The sequence below is a fragment of the Streptomyces sp. NPDC001351 genome (assembly GCF_042896045.1).
Taxonomy (GTDB): Bacteria; Actinomycetota; Actinomycetes; order Streptomycetales; family Streptomycetaceae; genus Streptomyces.
Map to the genome: position 1 here is coordinate 124,857 of NZ_JBIAWS010000015.1, position 20,122 is coordinate 144,978.

Genomic DNA, 20,122 nt, shown 5'->3' on the forward strand with positions numbered 1-20,122 from the left:
ATCTGAGACGGTGGATGGGGTCACACGGCTCTGATCAGGTGTAATGTCGTTTTTTGCCGGATTCCAACCGAGGGAAGGGTGAGGTCATGCCCGACACGGTCAAGGCACTTCTCGAGGGCGGCCCGCAGGATCTGCCCGCACGGATCGTCCCGGTCGACACCTCCGGACCGGACCTGAAGATCGAGCTCCGGAACGGCTACGAGCACTTCAGGGTGACCTCGCGTCACGCGAACACCCCGGAAGGCAGCCTGCCGGTGTACGAGTGGTGGGAGCGGACGGAGATGCCCGGCTAGGCCGTCGCCGGCCCGACCGCCTCCCGGAAGCCTTTCGGGTCGTCCGTCCACACCATGTGCCCCGCGTCCGGCAGGATCACCCGGCGCACGCGGGGCAGGGCGCTTTCCAGGGAGTCCACGGCGCAGCGGGGGCGGATGTCCCGGGCGCCGTCGAGGATCAGGACCGGCAGGTCGAGGGCGCGGCAGGCGTCGTAGAGCTCCGGCGTGCCCCAACTGCGCCTGCGTTCCTGGTTGAGGGCCCTGCCGCACTCGTGGTTGATCCCGAGCCAGGGGTCGGCCATCCGTTCGGCGCGCGCCGGCGCCCGCTCCTGGTCCTGGAACTCGGCCGACCACTGGAGGACCGCCGACTCCCGGTCCTCGTCGTCGGATCGCACCGGCCGGTCGTCCAACTCCCGCCAGCGGGCAAGGCGTTCGGGCTGCTCGCCGAGGCGGGCGAGGAGGTTGGCCAGGAAGGCGGGGTGCCAGTCGCAGTCCGGTCCGATGCCCGTGCCGGCCACGTACACGAGCGCGCTCACCCGCTCCGGGTGCGCCAGGGCGTAGCTCAGCGCGAGCTGCGCGCCCCACGAGTGGCCCAGCAGCCGTATCCGCTCCAGACCGAAGTGCCGTCGTACGGCGTCGAGATCGGCGACGAAGCGGTCGAGCGTCCAGGGACCGGCGACCTCCCGCTCCGAACGCCCGCAGCCCCGCTGGTCCCAGCGGACCACCGGGGTCAGGTCGGCGAGCAGCTCCGCCAGGTCCTCGAAGTAGTCCCACAGGCCCGGCCCGCCGTGGCAGAGCACCAGGGGATCGCCAATGCCCGACCGCGCGGCCCACAGACGTACGCCGTCGTCGGCCACCACGGTCGGGCTCTCGTTCTGCGTCACCGTCATGAGGGGCAGTCTGCCCCGGCGGCGGGTCAGCCCATGTGCGGGTACGTGTAGTCCGTCGGCGGGACCAGCGTCTCCTTGATCGCGCGGGTCAGGGTCCAGCGCATCAGGTTCTGCGGGGCGCCGGCCTTGTCGTTGGTGCCGGAGGCGCGGCCGCCGCCGAAGGGCTGCTGGCCGACGACGGCGCCGGTCGACTTGTCGTTGATGTAGAAGTTGCCGGCCGCGTAGCGGAGCCTGTCCATCGTGTACGCGGCCGCCGCGCGGTCGCCCGAGATGACCGAGCCGGTCAGCGCGTAGTCGGACACCGACTCCATCTGGGTCAGCATCTCCTCGTACTTGTCGTCCTCGTAGACGTACACGGCGAGGAACGGGCCGAAGTACTCGGTGCGGAAGACCTCGTTCTCCGGGTCGTCGCACTCGACGACCGTCGGACGGACGAAGTAGCCGACCGAGTCGTCATAGCTGCCGCCCGCGACGATCGTGCAGGCCGGGTCGGACTTCGCGCGGTCGATGGCGGCCTTGTTCTTGGCGAAGGAGCGCTCGTCGATGACGGCGCCGACGAAGTTGGTGAGGTCGGTGACGTCACCCATGGTCAGATAGTCCACCTCGGCGGCGAACTCCTCCTTGAAACCGGAGTTCCAGATGGAGGCGGGGATGTAGGCGCGGGAGGTCGCGCTGCACTTCTGGCCCTGGTACTCGAAGGCACCGCGGGTGAGCGCCGTCTTCAGGACCGCGCGGTCGGCGCTGGGGTGCGCGACCAGGAAGTCCTTGCCGCCGGTCTCGCCGACCAGGCGCGGGTAGGAGCGATACTTCTCGATGTTGTTGCCGACCGTCTTCCACAGGTACTGGAAGGTCTTGGTCGAGCCGGTGAAGTGGATGCCGGCCAGGTCGCGGTGCTCGAGCGCCACCTTGGAGACCTCGATGCCGTCACCGGTGACGAGGTTGATGACGCCCTTGGGCAGACCCGCCTCCTCCAGCAGCTGCATCAGCAGGACGGCCGCGTGGGTCTGGGTCGGGGACGGCTTCCAGACGACGACGTTGCCCATAAGCGCGGGGGCGGTGGGCAGATTGCCCGCGATCGCGGTGAAGTTGAACGGCGTGATCGCGTAGACGAAGCCCTCCAGCGGGCGGTGGTCGAGGCGGTTCCAGACACCCGGGGAGTTGGCCGGGGGCTGCTCGGCCAGGATCTGGCGGGCGTAGGCGACGTTGAAGCGCCAGAAGTCGATCAGCTCGCAGGGACAGTCGATCTCGGCCTGCTGGGCGGTCTTCGACTGACCGAGCATGGTGGACGCCGCGAGGGTCTCGCGCCACGGGCCGGACAGCAGCTCGGCCGCGCGCAGGATGATCGCGGCACGGTCGTCGAAGGACATCGCGCGCCAGGCGGGCGCGGCGGCGAGGGCCGCGTCGATGGCGTCCTGCGCGTCCTGCTGGGTGGCGTTGGCGTACGTGCCCAGGCGGGCCTTGTGGTTGTGCGGCTGCACGACGTCGAACCGCTCGCCGCCGCCCATCCGCTTCTCGCCGCCGATCGTCATCGGCAGGTCGACCGGGTTCTCGGCCAGCTCCTTGAGCTTGGCCTCGAGCCGGGCGCGCTCGGGCGAACCGGGGGCGTAGCCGTGCACCGGCTCGTTGACGGGGGTGGGGACCTGGGTCACAGCGTCCATGGGATCCGTAACTCCTTGATGTTGAGCGGGTGTTGCGAGCGGGGGTGCGGGCTCAGCCCTTGCTGATCATGCTTCGCACGAAGAACCGCAAGTTGGCGGGCTTCTCCGCAAGCCTTCGCATGAAGTAGCCGTACCAGTCGGTGCCATAGGCGGTGTAGACGCGCATGCGGTGGCCCTCGGCGGCCAGCCGCAGGTGCTCGTCGCTGCGGATGCCGTAGAGCATCTGGAACTCGTACTCGTCGAGCTTGCGCCCGGCCCTGCGGGCGAGTTCCTGCGCTATGGAGATGAGGCGCGGGTCGTGGGACCCGATCATCGGATACCCCTCGCCCTGCATCAGAGTCCTCAGGACCCGGACGTACGCCTTGTCGATCTCCTGCTTCTGCTGGTACGCGACCTCGGCGGGCTCCTTGTACGCGCCCTTCACCAGCCGCACCCGGCTGCCGACCGCGGCGAGACGGCGGGCGTCGGCCTCGGTACGGAACAGATAGGCCTGGATGACGCAGCCGGTCTGCGGGAAGTCCTTCCGCAGCTCCTCGTGGATGGCGAACATCGAGTCGAGGGTGGTGTGGTCCTCGGCGTCGAGCGTGACCGTCGTACCGATGGCGGCGGCGGCCTCGACGACGGGCCGGACGTTGGCGAGGGCCAGCTCGTGGCCGCCGTCCAGCGCTTGCCCGAACATCGACAGTTTGACGGACATCTCGACCCGCTCACCGAGGCCGAGGTCGCTCAGCCGGTCGATCAGCGTCAGGTAGGCGTCGCGGGCCGCGGCGGCCTGCTCGGGGGTGGTGATGTCCTCGCCGACGACGTCCATCGTCAGCTCCAGGCCGCGACCGGTGAGGTCCTTGATGATCGGCAGGATGTCGTCGACGGTCTCACCGGGGATGAAGCGGTCGACGACCTGCTTGGTCACCGGGGCCGCCGAGATCAGGCGTCGCATCCGGTCGCTGCGCGACGCGGCAAGAATCACGGGACCCAGCACGGGGCACCTCCACAAACCAGCAGATAGAACCACCGTGAAACCTAAGGATCCCTCCGATCCTCAGCCATCGACAGCTGTCACGCATCCGTGCCGCAGATCTCAGACAGATGTATGAAGCGGGCTCGGAAATGCGGGAGAATGCCCGAGTGACGTCCGAAAGTTTCAGGCACGCGGGTGACTACCAGGAGCTGGTCGACGAGATCTCCGAGCTCCTCGGCGCCCCCGCGACCCTGGAGAACCGGGACTTCGAGCTGATCGCCTTCGGTGCCTACGACAGTGAGGGCGACCTCGACGCCTCCGCGCTGGACCCCGTGCGCACCCGCTCGATCCTGACGCGGCGCTCCACGTCCGCGGTCCGTTCGTGGTTCGAGGGCTTCGGCATCACCCGGGCGACGGGCCCGGTCCGTATCCCGCCGACGCCCGAGGCGGGCGTGTACCGGGGACGCATCTGCCTTCCGGTGCGCCATCGGGGTGTCGTCCTCGGCTATGTCTGGCTGCTGGACTCCGACCCGGGCCCGACCGAGCGGCAGCTGACCGCGGCCATGGAGGTGGCGGCCCGCATCGGCGCGCTGCTGGCGGACGAGGCGCAGCACGGCGCCGACCTCACCCGGGAGCTGCGGGCCGTGCTCACCGCCGAGCGCGGCTGGCCGCAGGACATGGCGGTGGCGGAGCTGCGCACCGCGCTGGGCCCGCGCGCGGACGGCCTGCACACGGTGGTCTGCGTGACCCCCTGGCCGTCCGCCGACCCGGACGACGCCCCTTCCGTGCGTACGGTGCCGGGGGCGACGGCGCTGTGCACGGTGCCGTGGGGCGCGGCCTCCCACTCCCTCGCCCTGCTGGTACGGCTGCGCTCGGCGGACGTCCTGACGCCGGCCACCTCGGCGGCGGGGCGGCTGCTGGAGCGGGCGCGGCAGCTGGAACGGGGCGGCACGGCGGCGTGCGGCATCGCGGCCGCGCGCACCGGGCTCGCGGAGCTGGCGACGGCCTGGCGCGAGGCCCTGGCGGCGGCGCGGGCCGCGCTGGCGGAGCCCCGGCTCGGCCCGGTCGCCGAGTGGGCCCACATCGGCCCGTTCCGTCTGCTGACGGCGCTGCCCCCGGAAGTGGCCCACGACCCCGCCGTACACACCCTGCTTTCCCCTGCCCACCGCGAACTCGCCCGCACCGCCGAGATCTACCTGGACTGCGCGGGCCAGGCCGCCCGCACGGCCGCCGAGTTGGGCATCCACCGCCAGACCCTGTACTACCGCCTGTCCCGCGTGGAGAAGCTGACGGGCCTCGACCTGGACGACGGCGAGGACCGGCTGCTGCTGCACATGGCGTTGAAGGGAGCGCGGTTGTAGGAGAGCACGGTTGTTGCCGTGCCCCTGCGGGAAGACGGTGAACCCCGGTCGGGCACCGGGTCAGCCCTCCTTGACGCCCGCGATCACGCGGCGCAGGCCCTCGGTGAGCTGCTCGGCGCTGGTCGCCGAGTCGGGGTCGAAGAGCCACTGCACCATGAGGCCGTTGAGCAGCGTCTGGTAGAAGCGGCCCTCGGTGTCGACGGTCTCCTTGTCCAGCTCGCCCTCCGGGACGCCGTTGAACATGGGCACGATCCCCGAGCGGCCCTGCTCCTGCGCCTCGGCCAGCAGCTTGCGCACCTCCGGGAGCCGGTCCCCCTGGAAGATGAGCTCGAAGCTCAGCAGCCAGATCGCACGCGTCTCGGGCAGCGAGCCGATGATGTTCGCCCACACCTCCTGGAAGCGTTCCAGCGAGCCGGGGGCCGCCGCCACCTCGCCGCCCGCGCCCCACCCGGGATCGAAGTCGTCACCGGCCCCCTCCACCAGGGAGACATAGGCCTGCACCAGCAGCGCGTCCTTCGACCCGTAGTGGTAGCCGATCGACGCCAGGTTGGTCCCCGACTCCTTGACGATGTCCCGCGCGGTCGTGCGCAGGAACCCCTTCTCCAGCAGGCAGCGCTTGGCGCCCTCGAGCAGATCCTCACGATGTCCCATGTCCGCCACCCTACCGCCGATCCATACAGCCGTCCTAGACGCATGAATTATACAATCGTTCTAGACAACCGTTTAAGACGCTCGTACAGTCACTGCCATGACGAACTCGACGGGCACCACCACCACTGCGGCCGGCGTCCTGGCCGGCCGCCGCGAATGGACCGCACTGGGCGTGCTGATGCTCCCGCTGCTGCTGGTCTCCATGGACGTCTCGGTCCTCTACTTCGCCGTCCCGGCGATCAGCGCCGACCTCGAGCCGAGCGGCACCCAGCAGCTGTGGATCTTCGACATCTACGCCTTCGTCCTGGCCGGCCTGCTGATGACGATGGGCTCGCTGGGCGACCGCATCGGCCGCCGCAAGCTCCTCCTGATCGGCGCGGCGGCCTTCGGCGTCGCCTCCCTGGTCGCGGCGTACGCGAACAGCGCCGAGACCCTGATCGCGGCTCGCGCGGTGCTCGGCATCGGCGGCGCGACCCTGATGCCGTCGACGATGGCGCTGATCCGCACGATGTTCACCGACCCCGGCCAGCGCGCGAAGGCGATCGGCATGTGGTCCGGCGTGATGACGGCCGGCATCGCGCTCGGCTCGGTGATGAGCGGTGTGCTGGTCCAGTACTTCTGGTGGGGCTCGGTCTTCCTGGTCAACCTGCCCGCGATGGCACTGCTGCTGGTCCTCGGCCCGTTCCTGCTGCCGGAGTCACGCGACCCGAACCCCGGCCGCTTCGACTGGCTGAGCGTCCCGCTGTCGATGGCCGCGGTGCTCCCCGTCATCTACGGCCTCAAGGAGATCCCGTCCGAGGGCTGGAACGTCCGCTACGTCGTCTCGATCACCGCAGGCCTGCTCTTCGCGGCCCTCTTCGTGCACCGTCAGCGCACCGCGGCATCGCCGATGATCGACCCGGCCCTGTTCCGCGGCCGCGGCTTCGCCCCGTCCGTGGTCCTCAACCTCGTCGCCTCGTTCGCCATGCTGGGCTCCGCGTTCTTCACCACGCAGTACCTGCAGTCGGTGCTCGACAAGAGCGCGCTGGAGGCGGCCCTGTGGGCGCTGCTCCCCTCGGTGCCGATCGGCATGGCTGCGCCGATGGCGACCGCGCTGGTCCAGAAGGGTGTCGACCGCGCCTACGTCGTCACCGCGGGCTTCGCCATCGGCGCGGCCGGCTACGCCCTGCTGGCCTTCGCGGACACGGACTCCCTCGTCCTGGTCCTCATCGCCTGCGGCGTCCTCGCCTCCGGCATCGTCATGGTCATCTCCCAGATCACGGACCTGGCGATGAGCAGCGCCCCGGTGGAGCGGGCGGGCTCGGCGTCCTCCCTGATGGAGACGGGCGCGGAGTTCGGCGGCGCGCTGGGCATGGCGGTCCTCGGCTCCATCGGTACGGCGATCTACCGCCACGACATTCCGGCTTCGGCCCCGGCCGCGGCACACGAAACCCTGGGCGGCGCGCTGGCGGTCGCCGGTCAGCTGCCGGGGCGCGCGGGAGACGCCCTGGCGACGGCGGCCCGCGAGGCGTTCACCAGCGGGATGCAGGGCGCGGCGATCGCGGGCACCGTACTGCTGGCGGGGGCAGCAGTGCTGGCGGTACGGGCGCTACGGGGGATTCAGGTGGCCGACAAGTAGGGCGACGCGAAGGGGCCGGACCGACTCACGTCGGTCCGGCCCCTTCGCGTTCTGCTCTGTCAGACCAGGTTCACGGAACGGGCGAACGTCGCCCCGATCTCCGCCTCGACCTCGACCAGCACCGCGGGGGGTACCGTGTCGTCGACGGTCAGCACGGCCAGCGCCTCGCCACCGGCCACGGCACGCGAGACCTGCATACCGGCGATGTTGATCCCCGCCTCGCCGAAGATGCGGCCCACCGTGCCGACGACACCGGGACGGTCCTCGTACCGCAGCACGACCATGTGGTCGGCAAGGGCGAGGTCGACGTCGTACTCGCCCACGGCCACGATCTTCTGCAGGTGCTTCGGGCCGGCCAGCGTGCCGGACACCGACACCTCGTCGCCGCCCGAGAGCGTGCCGCGCACGGTGACGACATTGCGGTGGTCGGCCGACTCCGAGCTGGTGGTCAGCCGCACCTCGACGCCGCGCTCCTGCGCGAACAGCGGGGCGTTGACGTACGACACGGTCTCGTCGACGACGTCCTCGAAGACACCCTTGAGCGCGCTGAGCTCCAGCACCTTCACGTCGTGCTGGGTGATCTCGCCGTACACCTCGACGTCGAGGCGGACCGCGACCTCGCCCGCGAGCGCGGTGAAGATGCGGCCGAGGCGCTCCGCGAGCGGGAGGCCCGGCTTGACGTCCTCGGCGATGACACCGCCCTGGACGTTCACCGCGTCCGGCACGAGCTCACCGGCGAGGGCGAGGCGCACCGAGCGGGCGACGGCGATACCGGCCTTCTCCTGCGCCTCGTCGGTGGAGGCGCCCAGGTGCGGGGTGGCGACGACCTGGTCGAACTCGAACAGCGGGGAGTCCGTGCAGGGCTCCTTCGCGTACACGTCGAGACCGGCGCCGGCGACCCGGCCCTCCTTGAGGGCGGAGTACAGCGCCTCCTCGTCGACGATCCCGCCGCGCGCGGCGTTGACGATGCGCACGCTCGGCTTGACCTTGCGCAGCGCCTCGTCGCCGATGAGGCCGACGGTCTCGGGGGTCTTGGGCAGGTGGACGGTGATGAAGTCGGAGACCTCGAGCAGCTCGTCCAGCGACAGCACCTTGACGCCCATCTGCGCGGCGCGCGCGGGCTGGATGTACGGGTCGTAGGCGACGACCTTCATGCCGAACCCGGACATGCGCTGGGCGACCAGCGCACCGATCCGGCCGAGACCGACGACACCGAGGGTCTTCTCGGCGAGCTCGACACCCGTGTACTTGCTGCGCTTCCACTCGCCGTTCTTCAGCGCGGCGTTGGCCTGCGGGATGTGGCGGGCGGTGGCGACGATGAGACCGCAGGCGAGTTCGGCGGCGGTCACGATGTTCGAGGTGGGGGCGTTGACGACCATCACGCCGGCCTTGGTGGCGGCGGAGACGTCCACGTTGTCCAGGCCGACGCCGGCTCGTGCGACGACCTTCAGCTTGTTCGCGGCGGCGATCGCCTCGGCGTCCACCTTGGTGGCCGAGCGGATCAGGATCGCGTCGACGTCGGCGATGGCCGGGAGCAGTTCGGCTCGGTCCGCTCCGTTGCAGTGCCGGATCTCGAAGTCGGGGCCAAGCGCGTCCACGGTCGCGGGCGACAGCTCTTCAGCGATGAGTACGACAGGTTTCGAGCTCACGTGAGTCCTCACAAGTCCAATGCGGACGGCCGTCCCGACGGCCGCAGGCGGTGGAGGGTACTGGCCGCGTGGAAGACGCACGACGCTGTGGGCCTGACGCGTATGTACTACGGCAGTGTAGTGGCGCGGCGCTGGTCGTCCTGCGCCTCTGCGGAAGGATCACCCGTCCGTGATTCGACGGGCTGGACAACGGGGCCGGAGCAGTCCGCTCCGGCCCCGTCCCCTGAGGCTTACGCCTCCTCGTCGACCCAGCTCATCAGCTTGCGCAGCTGCTTGCCGGTGGTCTCCAGCAGGGACTCGGCATCCTTCTGCTTGTACTCGTTGTACTTCTTCAGACCGCCGTGGTACTCGGCCATCCACTCACGCGCGAAGGTGCCGTCCTGGATCTCGGCGAGGACCTTCTTCATCTCGGCCTTGGTGGCGTCGGTGATGATCCGCGGGCCGGTGACGTAGTCGCCCCACTCGGCGGTCTCGGAGACCGACCAGCGCATCTTCTCCAGGCCACCCTCGTACATGAGGTCCACGATCAGCTTCAGCTCGTGCAGGCACTCGAAGTACGCGATCTCCGGCTGGTAGCCCGCCTCGGTCAGCGTCTCGAAACCGGCCTTCACCAGCGCGGCCGTACCACCACAGAGAACGGCCTGCTCACCGAAGAGGTCGGTCTCGGTCTCCTCGGTGAAGGTGGTCTTGATGACGCCGGCGCGGGTGCCGCCGATGCCCTTGGCGTACGACAGCGCCAGCGCGAAGGCGCCTCCGGTAGCGTCCTGCTCGACGGCCGCGATGCACGGGACGCCGCGGCCCTCCTCGTACTGGCGGCGCACCAGGTGACCCGGGCCCTTCGGGGCGACCATGCAGACGTCGACGCCCGCCGGGGGCTTGATGAAGTCGAAGCGGATGTTCAGGCCGTGGCCGAAGAACAGCGCGTCGCCGTCGCTCAGGTTGTCCTTGATGGACTCCTCGTAGACCTGGGCCTGGATCGGGTCCGGCACCAGGATCATGATGACGTCGGCCTCAGCGGCGGCCTCCGACGGCGTCACCACGCGCAGGCCCTGCTCCTCGGCCTTCGCCTTGGACTTGGAGCCCTCGTGCAGACCGACACGGACGTCGACACCCGAGTCACGCAGCGACAGCGCGTGGGCGTGGCCCTGGCTGCCGTAACCGATGACCGCGACCTTGCGGCCCTGGATGATGGACAGGTCGGCGTCGGCGTCGTAGAACAGCTCGGCCACTTTGGGTTCTCTCCTTGAGTGCAGATGTTGCGTCCCACCGTATGACGGCGGGCTGAAGTGAAGTTCCGGGGTCTCGGTATACGGGCGGCCGGTGTCACCCGGCCGCCCCAACACGTCGTTACGCCGACCGGTCGAGAGCGCGCAGCGACCGGTCCGTGATCGAGCGGGCGCCGCGGCCGATCGCGATCGTGCCGGACTGGACGAGCTCCTTGATGCCGTACGGCTCCAGCATCTTGAGCATGGCGGACAGCTTGTCGCTGCTGCCCGTGGCCTCGATGGTGACGGCCTCCGGGGAGACGTCGACGGTCTTGGCGCGGAACAGCTGGACGATCTCGACGATCTGGGAGCGCGTCTCGTTGTCGGCGCGCACCTTCACCAGGACGAGTTCGCGCTGGACGGCCTGGGCCGGCTCCAGCTCGACGATCTTCAGCACGTTGACGAGCTTGTTGAGCTGCTTGGTCACCTGCTCGAGCGGCAGGTCCTCGACGTTCACCACGATGGTGATGCGGGAGATGTCGGGGTGCTCGGTGACGCCGACCGCGAGCGAGTCGATGTTGAAGCCGCGGCGGGAGAACAGGGCGGCGATCCGGGCCAGGATGCCCGGGGTGTTCTCCACCAGGACGGAGAGCGTGTGCTTGGACATGGTCTGGTTGCGTCTCTCTCGCTCAGTCGTCTTCGTTGTCGCCGAAGTCGGGGCGGACGTCCCGTGCGGCCATGATCGTGTCGTTGGAGGTGCCGGCGGCGACCATCGGCCACACCATCGCGTCCTCATGGACGATGAAGTCGATGACGACGGGGCGGTCGTTGATGGAGTTCGCCTCTTCGATGACCTTGTCGAGGTCGGCCGGGTCCTCGCAGCGGATGGCGTAGCAGCCCATGGCCTCCGACAGCTTCACGAAGTCGGGGACGCGGGTGCCGGCGCTGGGCTGCTTGCCGTCGGCCTCGGGGCCGGAGTGCAGCACGGTGTTGGAGTAGCGCTGGTTGTAGAAGAGGGTCTGCCACTGGCGGACCATCCCGAGGGCGCCGTTGTTGATGATGGCGACCTTGATCGGGATGTTGTTCAGGGCGCAGGTGGTGAGCTCCTGATTGGTCATCTGGAAGCAGCCGTCGCCGTCGATCGCCCAGACCGTCCGGTCGGGGGCGCCGGCCTTGGCGCCCATCGCGGCCGGGACCGCGTAGCCCATCGTTCCGGCGCCGCCGGAGTTCAGCCAGGTGGCGGGCTTCTCGTACTGGATGTAGTGCGCGGCCCACATCTGGTGCTGGCCCACGCCCGCGGCGAAGATCGTGCCCTCCGGTGCGAGCTGTCCGACGCGCTCGATGACCTGCTGCGGCGAGAGCTGGCCGTTCTCGGGGTGCTCGTAGCCCAGCGGGTAGGTCTCGCGCCAGCGGTTGAGGTCCTTCCACCAGGCGCTGTAGTCGCCCTGGTGGCCCTCGCTGTGCTCCTTCTGGACCGCCTGGATCAGGTCGGCGAGGACCTCGCGCGCGTCCCCGACGATCGGCACGTCCGCGGCGCGGTTCTTGCCGATCTCGGCCGGGTCGATGTCGGCGTGGACGATCTTGGCGTACGGGGCGAAGCTGTCCAGCTTGCCGGTGACGCGGTCGTCGAAGCGGGCTCCGAGGGCGACGATCAGGTCGGCCTTCTGCAGCGCGGTGACGGCGGTGACCGCACCGTGCATGCCCGGCATTCCCACGTGCAGCGGGTGGCTGTCGGGGAATGCGCCGAGCGCCATCAGTGTGGTGGTGACGGGCGCTCCGGTGAGCTCGGCGAGAACCTTGAGCTCGGCGGTGGCGTGTGCCTTGATGACACCGCCGCCGACGTAGAGGACGGGCCGCTTCGCGGAGGTGATGAGCTTGGCGGCCTCGCGGATCTGCTTGGCGTGCGGCTTGGTCACCGGGCGGTAGCCGGGCAGATCCATGACCGGCGGCCAGGAGAAGGTCGTCTGCGCCTGCAGCGCGTCCTTCGCGATGTCGACCAGGACCGGGCCGGGCCGGCCGGTGGAGGCGATGTGGAAGGCCTGCGCGATGACGCGCGGGATGTCCTCCGCCTTGGTGACCAGGAAGTTGTGCTTGGTGATCGGCATGGTGATGCCGACGATGTCCGCCTCCTGGAAGGCGTCCGTGCCGATCGCCTTGGACGCGACCTGGCCGGTGATCGCCACGAGCGGCACCGAGTCCATGTGCGCGTCGGCGATCGGGGTCACCAGGTTGGTGGCGCCCGGTCCCGAGGTCGCCATGCAGACGCCGACCTTGCCGGTGGCCTGCGCGTAACCCGTGGCCGCGTGGCCGGCCCCCTGCTCGTGGCGGACCAGGACGTGGCGCACCCGGGTGGAGTCCATCATCGGGTCGTACGCGGGAAGGATGGCACCGCCGGGAATGCCGAATACCGTGTCGGCCCCGACCTCCTCGAGAGAGCGGATGAGGGACTTCGCACCCGTGACGTGCTCGGGTGCGGACTGCTGTCCTCCGGATCGGGGCCGCGGCTGCGGATGGGCCCCGGTGGCCTGCTCGGTCATCGTCAGTCTCTTCTCGATGCTGAGGGTTTTTGCGAGGTTTGTACGGTGTTCGGCTGCTGCACGAAAAGTGCCTGTGCAACAAAAAACCCCTCGTGCCGTAAGGCAAGCGAGGGGAGCGCGCCGGGTGGAGATCGCTGAGCGGTGGTGGGCTCAGCGTCAGCCGACGCGCTTTCCAAGTACGAGAATTCGGGTGCGCATGGCACAGACCCTCCCCCCGGCACGCACCACGTGTCAAGTGGGTGGGACGGGAGTCTCATTATGTGAGCGCAGGGCACTTCCGCCTCCCAGAACGGCGGGTACACCACTGGTGTACACCCCTCCGCCACCGCCCGCGAACGCGGGCTCGATCGGGCCGTGCGGCACCGGGTAGTGGCCGGATCCGAGCGCTCGCCGGAGCCGGTACTCGTCCAGCGGGCCGGAGAAGGCCATGCCCTGTCCGTGGGTGCAGCCCATCGCGCGCAGGGCGACGACCTGTTCGGGCAGGTCCACACCCTCGGCCACGGACTGCAGCCCGAGGTCGGTCGCGATCCGCAGCAGTCCACTGGTGATCTTGTGCAGCCGCGCCGACTCGACGACGCCCTCGACCAGGCCGCGATCGAGTTTCAGCACGTCGACGGGGAGTCTGCGCAGCGCCGTGATCGCCGCGTGGCCGCTGCCGAAGCCGTCCAGGGCGATCCGGACACCGAGCCTGCGCAGGGCGGCCAGGCGTCGCTCCAGTTCGTCCAGGGAGACCCGTGGGTCGGTGTCGGACAGCTCGATCACCAGGGACCCGGAGGGCAGTCCGTGCCGGGTCAGCAGGGCCTCGATCGAGGCGAGCGGCATCGAGCGGTCGAGCAGTCGCCGGGCGCTCATCGGGACCGCGACGGGCACCGACAGCCCCGTGCCCGTGCGCTCGGCGGCCTGTTCCACGGCCTCCTCCAGCATCCAGCGGCCGAGTTCGGCGGTCTTGTCGCTGTCCTCGGCGACCCGCAGGAACTCGGCAGGGGTGAACAGCACCCCCTGCGAGGACCGCCAGCGCGCCTGGGCCTCGACCGATGCGATCCGGCCGTCCTCCAGACAGACGACGGGCTGGTGCAGCAGCGTGAACTCGCCGTCGTGCAGTGCGGCACGCAGCCGCGTGGCCAGCTCCGCCTTGCGTACGACGTCCTGCTGCATCTGCGGGGCGTACAGCTCGACGCGGCCCTTGCCGGCCGCCTTGGCGCGGTACATGGCGAGGTCGGCGTTGCGCAGCAGCTCGCCCGCGCCGAGGCCGGACTCGGCGAAGGCGACGCCGATGGAGGCCGCCACCCGGACATCGTTGCCGTCGATGAGGTACGGCTGCGAGAGCGTGATCCTCAGGCGGTCGGCGAGCTCCAGGATGTGCCGTTCGCGCGCGGAGCGGTCCCGGGTGCCGTCCCCCACGATCAGGGCCGCGAACTCGTCGCCGCCGAGCCGGGAGGCGGTGTCCCCGTGCCGGACCGCGTCCTGCAGTCTGCGGGCGGCCTGGACGAGCAGCTCGTCCCCGGCCTGGTGCCCGATCGTGTCGTTGACGGCCTTGAAGCCGTCGAGATCGATGAAGAGGACGGCCGTCCCGCGCAGGGACACCCGGTCGGCGGCCCGGCGGCCGGACAGGGCCTGCTGGACGCGCTTGGTGAACAGGGCGCGGTTGGGCAGGTCGGTGAGCGGGTCGTGCTCGGCGTTGTGCTGCAGCTGGGCCTGCAGGCGCACTCTCTCGGTCACGTCCCGGCTGTTGAAGATCAGGCCGCCGTGGTGGCGGTTGACCGTGGACTCGACGTTGAGCCAGCCGCCGTCACCGGACCGGAAGCGGCACTCGATGCGCGTAGTGGCTTCCTCGATCGGGCTGGCGGCGAGGAAGCGGCGCACCTCGTGCACCACACAGCCCAGGTCCTCCGGGTGGATGAGATTGGCCAGTTCCGTACCCACGAGGTCCTCGGCGGGCCGTCCGTAGACCCCGGCGGCGGCCGGGGAGACGTAGCGGAGGATGCCGTTGGGCGCGGCGATCATGATGACGTCGCTGGAGCCCTGCACCAGGGAGCGGAAGTGGTTCTCCTTCTGGGCCAGTTCCTGGGTGAGGGTGATGTTGTCGAGCAGCATGATGCCCTGGCGCACCACGAGGGCGAGCACCACCGTGCCGCCGGTCAGCAGCACGACGCGGTCGACCCGGTGGCCGTTCAGGACGGTGTAGAGGATCCCGAGCGTGCACACGGCTGCCGCGAGATAGGGCGTGAGCGCGGCCAGGGAGCCGGCGATGGGCCGGGCGGCCGGATACCGGCTGTGATCACCTGCCTGCGGTGCCGGGTGATGCTGGTGCGCGCCGCCCCGCTGGCCCGGCACGTGTTCGTGCACCACGCGTGTGTGCCCGTCGAGGTCGCAGCGGTCCGCTCCGGGCTGCTGCCCCTGCCGGGGCGCGGCCCAGGGGGCGTACGCGAGGAGCAGGGAGCCGGCGAACCAGCCCGCGTCGAGCAACTGGCCCGAGTGGTAGCTGTTGTGCAGCAGCGGCGAGGTGAACAGGGCGTCGCACATCACCGTCAGCGCCAGCGCGCCGATGGCGGTGTTGACCGCCGTGCGGTTCACCGCGGAGCGCCTGAAGTGCAGCGCGAGGACCATGCTGACCAGGGCGATGTCCAGCAGCGGATAGGCGAGCGACAGCGCGGTGTGCGCAACGCTCGGCCCGTCGAACTTGGCCGCCTGGGCGAGCGCGAGGCTCCACGACAGCGTGAGCAGCGAGCCGCCGATCAGCCAGGCGTCGAGCGCGAGGCACACCCAGCCGGCCTTGGTCACCGGCCGCTTGGCGAGCACCAGGAGCCCCACGATCGCGGGCGGCGCGAAGCACAGGAAGAACAGGTCGGCATAGCTGGGAGTGGGCACCTGCTCCCCCAGGACGACCTCGTACCACCCCCAGACGCCGTTGCCCAGGGCGGCCATGGCCGAGGAGAGGGCGAACAGCAGCCAGGCGGGTCGAAAGCGGACACGGCGGCCACGGGCGTACACGAACAGCGACACCGCGGCGGTGCCGGCCGCGGCGCTCAGTCCGAAGTCACCCATGATCAGCGAGAGTTCTTCCGAACCCCAGCCGAACGCGGAACCGACGGCGTATCCCGCGCAGACGAGGGCCAGAACGAGTTGGGGGACCAGGCCGGGTCCGCGGCCGGCGGCCGGCGGACGGGGCAGCAGCGTCCCCGGCGAGGACTGCACCCGCACCGCTGCGCCGAGGGTGGTCGTGGGGGGCATGGGCGAGCTCACCGGGCCCACCCGGTCCGCATCGCTCCCAGGTCCCGCGGCACCCGGTGCGCTGGGTGCGCATGCTCCCGGCGGCTGTGCCTGCGGTGGTGATGGCTGTGACGGCAGCCGTGACTGCCGTGGTGACCGCGTCTGCGCGCGGCCGTACGCCAGAGTCGCCTCCGGCGGCCCCGTCGCGTCGGATCGCTCGCCCATAGGCCGTGCATCGCCCGTCGCCCCCCTCACAGTCTGAATGTCCATCCCCGGCGCCGAACGGTGCGGCGCAGCCCCTGCTCGGGACGATACACCAGTCCCGTCACTCAGGGACATAGTTCCTCTACGCTCCGTGACGACCAGCGGGAATGTGAGCACGGACCGCGTCCGCAAGGTTGCGGAGGGTACCGGAAGCGGATGACACGCCCGTTGCGCCCGTCACGCGGGGCGCGCACGGGATGCTCAAGCCGTCGGGATCACGCGCCGTTCGCGCCTGTCGTAAGGATCACGTTGCGCAGCGGCTCCCGGTTCACGAACCGGGTCAACTGGTCCACCAGCAGTCGCTTGGCGCGGGGCAGGAACGCGGACGTGGGGCCGCCGACATGGGGGCTGATCAGGACGCCGGGCGCGCGCCACAGGGGGTGTTCGCGGGGCAGCGGCTCCGGGTCCGTGACGTCCAGGGCGGCGGTGATGCGGCCGGTTTCCACCTCGGTGAGGAGGGCCTTGGTGTCGACGACGGGACCGCGGGAGACATTCACCAGGAGAGCGCCGTCCTTCATCCGCGCGAGGAAGTCGGCGCCGGCCAGGCCGCGAGTGGCCTCGGTGAGGGGCGTGACGAGGACGACGACGTCCGCTTGTGGCAGCAGGGCGGGCAGATCGGTGAGCGGATGCACCGGGCCGCGCGCCGTGGTGCGCTCAGAGCGCGCGACGCGCGCCACCCGCGCCACCTCGAACGGAACGAGCCGGTCCTCGATGGCGGATCCGATCGCCCCGTAACCGACGATGAGGACGTTCTTGTCGGCCAGCGCGGGCCGGACACCGCCGAGCCACTCCCCGCGGCCCTGGGCGCGCACGAAGTCGGGGACGCCGCGCAGCGAAGCGAGGATCAGGGTGAGCGCGAGCTCCGCGGTGCTCGTCTCGTGCACCCCGCGCGCGTTGCACACCTGTACGCCGGGGCGCAGGTGCTTCAGCCCAGGCTCCAGGCTGTCGATTCCGGCCGTGAGGGTCTGTACGACCTGTACGCCGCTCAATGCGGGCAGCGGACGTACGCCCACGTCACCGGGCTTCATGTAGGGGACGACGTAGAAGACGCAGTCGGCGGGATCCGCGGGGAAGTCCTCGGCGCCGTCCCAGAAGCGGTAGTTGGGGCCTTCGGGAAGCCCCTCGATGGTGTCGGGCGGGATGGCAAGCCACACGTCAGCAGTCATGTCAGGAGGCTATGTCAGGGCCACGGCAGTGCAGAGGTTAGGTTGGGGGGCCAGGAGAGGGAGGGTCACGAGCAGGTGGAGCGCAGGACGATCGGCGCGGGGGCACTCGCGGTGGGGGCCGTCGGACTCGGGTGCATGCCGATGAGCTGGGCGTACAGCGGGTCGCGGCAGCGGGGCGACGCGTCGCTCAGGGCGGTGCACCGGGCGCTGGACGTGGGCTCGACGCTCCTGGACACGGCCGACATGTACGGACCGTTCACCAACGAGCTGCTGGTGGGGCGGGTGTTGAAGGAGCGCCGCCGGGACGCCTTCGTGTCGACGAAGGTCGGCCTGCTGGTGGGCGAGCAGCACATCGTGGCCAACGGCCGCCCCGGCTATGTGAAGCGCGCCTGCGACGCGTCCCTGAGGCGCCTGCAGACGGACGTCATCGACCTCTACCAGCTGCACCGCGAGGACCCGGAGGTCCCGGTGGAGGAGACGTGGGGAGCGATGGCGGAGCTCGTCCGGGCCGGAAAGGTACGGGCGTTGGGGTGGTGCGCGGTGGGCGCCCGCGGCGGCCGGCGCTCCGGCGGCCGACTGCACGACGCGACGATCAGGCAACTCCAGCGCGTCCAGCAGGTGTTCCCGGTGAGCGCGGTGGAGGCCGAGCTGTCGGTGTGGTCGCCGGAGGCGCTGGAGTCGCTGCTGCCGTGGTGCGAGGCGCGTGCCGTCGGCTTCCTGGCGGCGATGCCGCTCGGCAACGGCTTCCTGACCGGCACGCTCACCCCGGGACAGGGCTTCGAGCCGGACGACGTGCGCGCCCGCCACCCCCGTTTCACCGCGGAGATGATGGCCGCGAACCAGCCGATCGTGGCCGGCCTGCGCCGGGTCGCGGCCCGGCACGGCGACGAGGTCACGCCCGCCCAGGTGGCCCTGGCCTGGGTGCTGGCCCAGGGGCGGCACGTGGTCCCGGTCCCGGGCACCAAACACGAGCACTGGGCAACGGAGAACGCCGCGTCCGCGGCCCTCCGCCTGAGCCCGGAGGACCTCGCCGAGGTGGCGGGACTGCCGGGGGCGCGGGGGTCCTGGGACTGAAGCCGGCGGTGGCGCCCCCACCGCAACCGGCAACCGGCCGACCGCACACGATCTGCAACAGATCGCAGCTCACCACGGCCACGGGCGCGCGGGGATCCCGGGACCGACGGCAGCGGTCGTGAGACCGGAAGCGGGCGGGCGGCCGCGGCGACGGAGATTCGGGATTCGGGGACCGGGAACCTGTGAGGCGCGGGCGGAGTAGGACAAGGAGAGCCTGCCGCTGGACCGCCGCCCGAAGGGACCAAGATCGTGCTACGACGAGCTGTGCCGGCCGTGCTGGCCACGACCGCGCTCCTGCTGACGGCGGGCTGTTCCTCCGGCGGAGGGCCGGGGGGCGGAGGTGACCGTACGGGGCCGGGGAGCACTGCCGCGACCTCGTCCTCGTCGCAGCAGGCCGCCGAACAGGCCCCGCCCGCCAAGGGCTCCGTCAAGGTGCTGCGCACGGTCGCCACGGGCCTGAAGACCCCGTGGGGCCTCGCCCGGCTGCCCGGCGGGGGCCTGCTCGTCTCCTCCCGGGACGAGGGGACGATCACGAAGGTCGACGAGAAGACCGGCAGCAGGACGGAGCTGGGCAAGGTCTCCGGAGTCTCACCCGCCGGAGAGGGCGGCCTCCTCGGCATCGCGCTCTCCCCGGACTTCGCCGCGGACCACATGATCTACGCGTACTTCACCTCGGCCTCGGACAACCGCATCGTCCGCCTGCTGTACGACGCGAGGAAGCCGGCCGGCGAACAGCTGGGCGCGCCGGACACGATCTTCAAGGGCATCCCCAAGGGCCACATCCACAACGGCGGCCGGATCGCCTTCGGCCCGGACAGGATGCTGTACGCGGGCACGGGCGAGAGCGGGAACCGGGGCCTGGCCCAGGACAGGAACTCCCTGGGCGGCAAGATCCTCCGTCTCACCCCAGAAGGCGACCCGGCTCCCGGCAACCCCTTCCCGGGCTCCCCCGTCTACTCCTACGGTCACCGCAACGTCCAGGGCCTGGCCTGGGACCCCGAACAGCGCTTGCTCGCCTCGGAGTTCGGCCAGGACACCTGGGACGAGCTGAACGCGATCAAGCCGGGCGGCAACTACGGCTGGCCGAACGCCGAGGGCAGGTCGTCCGACCCCAAGTACCAGGACCCGCTGGCCCAGTGGCATACGGACGACGCCTCCCCCAGCGGCATCGCCTACGCCGAGGGCTCGATCTGGATGGCGGCTCTGAAGGGCGAGCGCCTGTGGCGCATCCCCCTGAAGGGCACGGCGGCCTCGGCCGATCCGCAGCCGTTCCTGCGGGGCGAGTACGGCCGTCTGCGCACCGTGGTTTCGGCCGGCGGCGACAAGCTGTGGCTGACGACGAGCAACACGGACGGACGAGGAGACCCGAAGTCCGGCGACGACCGAATCCTGGAGCTGCGGGTCGGCTGAGAGTTCACTCCTCGGCAGCGTCCGTCCCGTCCTCCTGGCGAGGCGGCCGTACGACGACCTTCCCGGACTCGAGGTCTATCGGCCCCCGTCCGGGGTCGTTGTCACCGACGTCCTCGCGGGTCAGTTCCAGCCTCTTCTTCTCGTCACGGGTGTGTTTGCGGCCGGGTGCGAAGAGTTCCTCGAAGACGTTGAACATCGC

General features: G+C 70.4%; 16 protein-coding genes. 5 read left to right on the forward strand and 11 right to left on the reverse strand.

The window, feature by feature from the left end; all coding sequences use genetic code 11:
• Positions 1-86: 86 nt before the first annotated feature.
• A complete protein-coding gene (locus tag ACFY1U_RS40450; protein WP_390699029.1) occupies positions 87-293 on the forward strand; it encodes a DUF5988 family protein in 207 nt (68 codons plus the stop codon).
• Here the strand turns inward: ACFY1U_RS40450 and ACFY1U_RS40455 are convergent.
• From ACFY1U_RS40455 to ACFY1U_RS40465, 3 genes are read right to left on the reverse strand one after another with little or no spacing between them, the layout of a single operon-like run.
• Positions 290-1,162 carry an alpha/beta fold hydrolase gene (locus ACFY1U_RS40455; protein WP_390699030.1) on the reverse strand — a complete coding sequence of 291 codons (873 nt, stop codon included), beginning with the start codon at positions 1,160-1,162 and terminating at the stop codon, positions 290-292. The two genes, ACFY1U_RS40450 and ACFY1U_RS40455, sit on opposite strands and share 4 nt — an antisense overlap.
• A 26-nt stretch (positions 1,163-1,188) precedes the next feature.
• The gene (pruA, locus tag ACFY1U_RS40460) at positions 1,189-2,820 is read right to left on the reverse strand and encodes an L-glutamate gamma-semialdehyde dehydrogenase (protein ID WP_390699031.1); all 1,632 of its coding nucleotides are present in this window, start codon (positions 2,818-2,820) and stop codon (positions 1,189-1,191) included.
• Positions 2,821-2,872: 52 nt separating this feature from the next.
• Positions 2,873-3,799: a proline dehydrogenase family protein gene (locus ACFY1U_RS40465; RefSeq protein ID WP_390699032.1), complete on the reverse strand. Its 927-nt coding sequence runs from the start codon at positions 3,797-3,799 to the stop codon at positions 2,873-2,875.
• A gap of 128 nt (positions 3,800-3,927) precedes the next feature.
• On the opposite strand from ACFY1U_RS40465, the gene ACFY1U_RS40470 reads away from it, so the two are divergent.
• Positions 3,928-5,139, forward strand: a complete 1,212-nt coding sequence (locus tag ACFY1U_RS40470) for a PucR family transcriptional regulator (RefSeq protein WP_390699033.1) — start codon at positions 3,928-3,930, stop codon at positions 5,137-5,139.
• A gap of 60 nt (positions 5,140-5,199) precedes the next feature.
• Here ACFY1U_RS40470 and ACFY1U_RS40475 read toward each other — a convergent pair whose 3' ends face one another.
• Positions 5,200-5,790 (reverse strand): TetR/AcrR family transcriptional regulator, encoded by a 591-nt coding sequence (locus ACFY1U_RS40475; RefSeq protein ID WP_390699034.1) that lies wholly within the window; start codon positions 5,788-5,790, stop codon positions 5,200-5,202.
• Positions 5,791-5,887: 97 nt separating this feature from the next.
• Between ACFY1U_RS40475 and ACFY1U_RS40480 the strand changes: the two genes are divergently transcribed.
• Positions 5,888-7,408 (forward strand): MFS transporter, encoded by a 1,521-nt coding sequence (locus ACFY1U_RS40480; protein ID WP_390699035.1) that lies wholly within the window; start codon positions 5,888-5,890, stop codon positions 7,406-7,408.
• A gap of 59 nt (positions 7,409-7,467) precedes the next feature.
• On the opposite strand, the gene serA is transcribed toward ACFY1U_RS40480, so the two are convergent.
• The 6 genes from serA to ACFY1U_RS40510 form a co-directional block, all read right to left on the reverse strand.
• On the reverse strand, positions 7,468-9,057 hold the full coding sequence (gene serA, locus ACFY1U_RS40485) for a phosphoglycerate dehydrogenase (protein ID WP_390699036.1): 1,590 nt from the start codon (positions 9,055-9,057) through the stop codon (positions 7,468-7,470).
• 230 nt (positions 9,058-9,287) lie between these two features.
• Entirely contained in the window at positions 9,288-10,286 is a 999-nt protein-coding gene (ilvC, locus tag ACFY1U_RS40490) for a ketol-acid reductoisomerase (protein ID WP_390699037.1), read from the reverse strand.
• Positions 10,287-10,404: 118 nt separating this feature from the next.
• Complete coding sequence (ilvN, locus tag ACFY1U_RS40495; protein ID WP_059128941.1) at positions 10,405-10,929, reverse strand: acetolactate synthase small subunit; 525 nt, start codon at positions 10,927-10,929, stop codon at positions 10,405-10,407.
• A 22-nt stretch (positions 10,930-10,951) separates the two neighbouring features.
• The gene (locus ACFY1U_RS40500; protein ID WP_390699131.1) at positions 10,952-12,805 is read right to left on the reverse strand and encodes an acetolactate synthase large subunit; all 1,854 of its coding nucleotides are present in this window, start codon (positions 12,803-12,805) and stop codon (positions 10,952-10,954) included.
• A gap of 225 nt (positions 12,806-13,030) precedes the next feature.
• A complete protein-coding gene (locus ACFY1U_RS40505; protein WP_390699038.1) occupies positions 13,031-16,030 on the reverse strand; it encodes a putative bifunctional diguanylate cyclase/phosphodiesterase in 3,000 nt (999 codons plus the stop codon).
• Between the two features lie 458 nt (positions 16,031-16,488).
• Positions 16,489-17,439 carry a 2-hydroxyacid dehydrogenase gene (locus ACFY1U_RS40510; protein ID WP_390699039.1) on the reverse strand — a complete coding sequence of 317 codons (951 nt, stop codon included), beginning with the start codon at positions 17,437-17,439 and terminating at the stop codon, positions 16,489-16,491.
• 75 nt (positions 17,440-17,514) lie between these two features.
• On the opposite strand from ACFY1U_RS40510, the gene ACFY1U_RS40515 reads away from it, so the two are divergent.
• Positions 17,515-18,513, forward strand: coding sequence for an aldo/keto reductase (locus tag ACFY1U_RS40515; protein WP_390699040.1), 999 nt, complete (start codon positions 17,515-17,517; stop codon positions 18,511-18,513).
• 264 nt (positions 18,514-18,777) lie between these two features.
• Positions 18,778-19,923 (forward strand): PQQ-dependent sugar dehydrogenase, encoded by a 1,146-nt coding sequence (locus ACFY1U_RS40520; RefSeq protein ID WP_390699132.1) that lies wholly within the window; start codon positions 18,778-18,780, stop codon positions 19,921-19,923.
• A gap of 4 nt (positions 19,924-19,927) precedes the next feature.
• Here the strand turns inward: ACFY1U_RS40520 and ACFY1U_RS40525 are convergent, their stop codons facing one another.
• Positions 19,928-20,119, reverse strand: coding sequence for a DUF6191 domain-containing protein (locus tag ACFY1U_RS40525; protein ID WP_365844114.1), 192 nt, complete (start codon positions 20,117-20,119; stop codon positions 19,928-19,930).
• Positions 20,120-20,122 lie beyond the last annotated feature (3 nt).

Coding starts and splice junctions, on each gene's coding strand:
- ilvN (WP_059128941.1), bottom strand. CDS start 10,929: ATGTCCAAGCACACGCTCTCCGTCCTGGTGGAGAACACCCCGGGCATC.
- ACFY1U_RS40510 (WP_390699039.1), bottom strand. CDS start 17,439: ATGACTGCTGACGTGTGGCTTGCCATCCCGCCCGACACCATCGAGGGG.
- ACFY1U_RS40450 (WP_390699029.1), top strand. CDS start 87: ATGCCCGACACGGTCAAGGCACTTCTCGAGGGCGGCCCGCAGGATCTG.
- ACFY1U_RS40455 (WP_390699030.1), bottom strand. CDS start 1,162: ATGACGGTGACGCAGAACGAGAGCCCGACCGTGGTGGCCGACGACGGC.
- ACFY1U_RS40470 (WP_390699033.1), top strand. CDS start 3,928: ATGCGGGAGAATGCCCGAGTGACGTCCGAAAGTTTCAGGCACGCGGGT.
- ACFY1U_RS40480 (WP_390699035.1), top strand. CDS start 5,888: ATGACGAACTCGACGGGCACCACCACCACTGCGGCCGGCGTCCTGGCC.
- ACFY1U_RS40525 (WP_365844114.1), bottom strand. CDS start 20,119: ATGTTCAACGTCTTCGAGGAACTCTTCGCACCCGGCCGCAAACACACC.
- ACFY1U_RS40505 (WP_390699038.1), bottom strand. CDS start 16,030: ATGCCCCCCACGACCACCCTCGGCGCAGCGGTGCGGGTGCAGTCCTCG.
- ACFY1U_RS40475 (WP_390699034.1), bottom strand. CDS start 5,790: ATGGGACATCGTGAGGATCTGCTCGAGGGCGCCAAGCGCTGCCTGCTG.
- pruA (WP_390699031.1), bottom strand. CDS start 2,820: ATGGACGCTGTGACCCAGGTCCCCACCCCCGTCAACGAGCCGGTGCAC.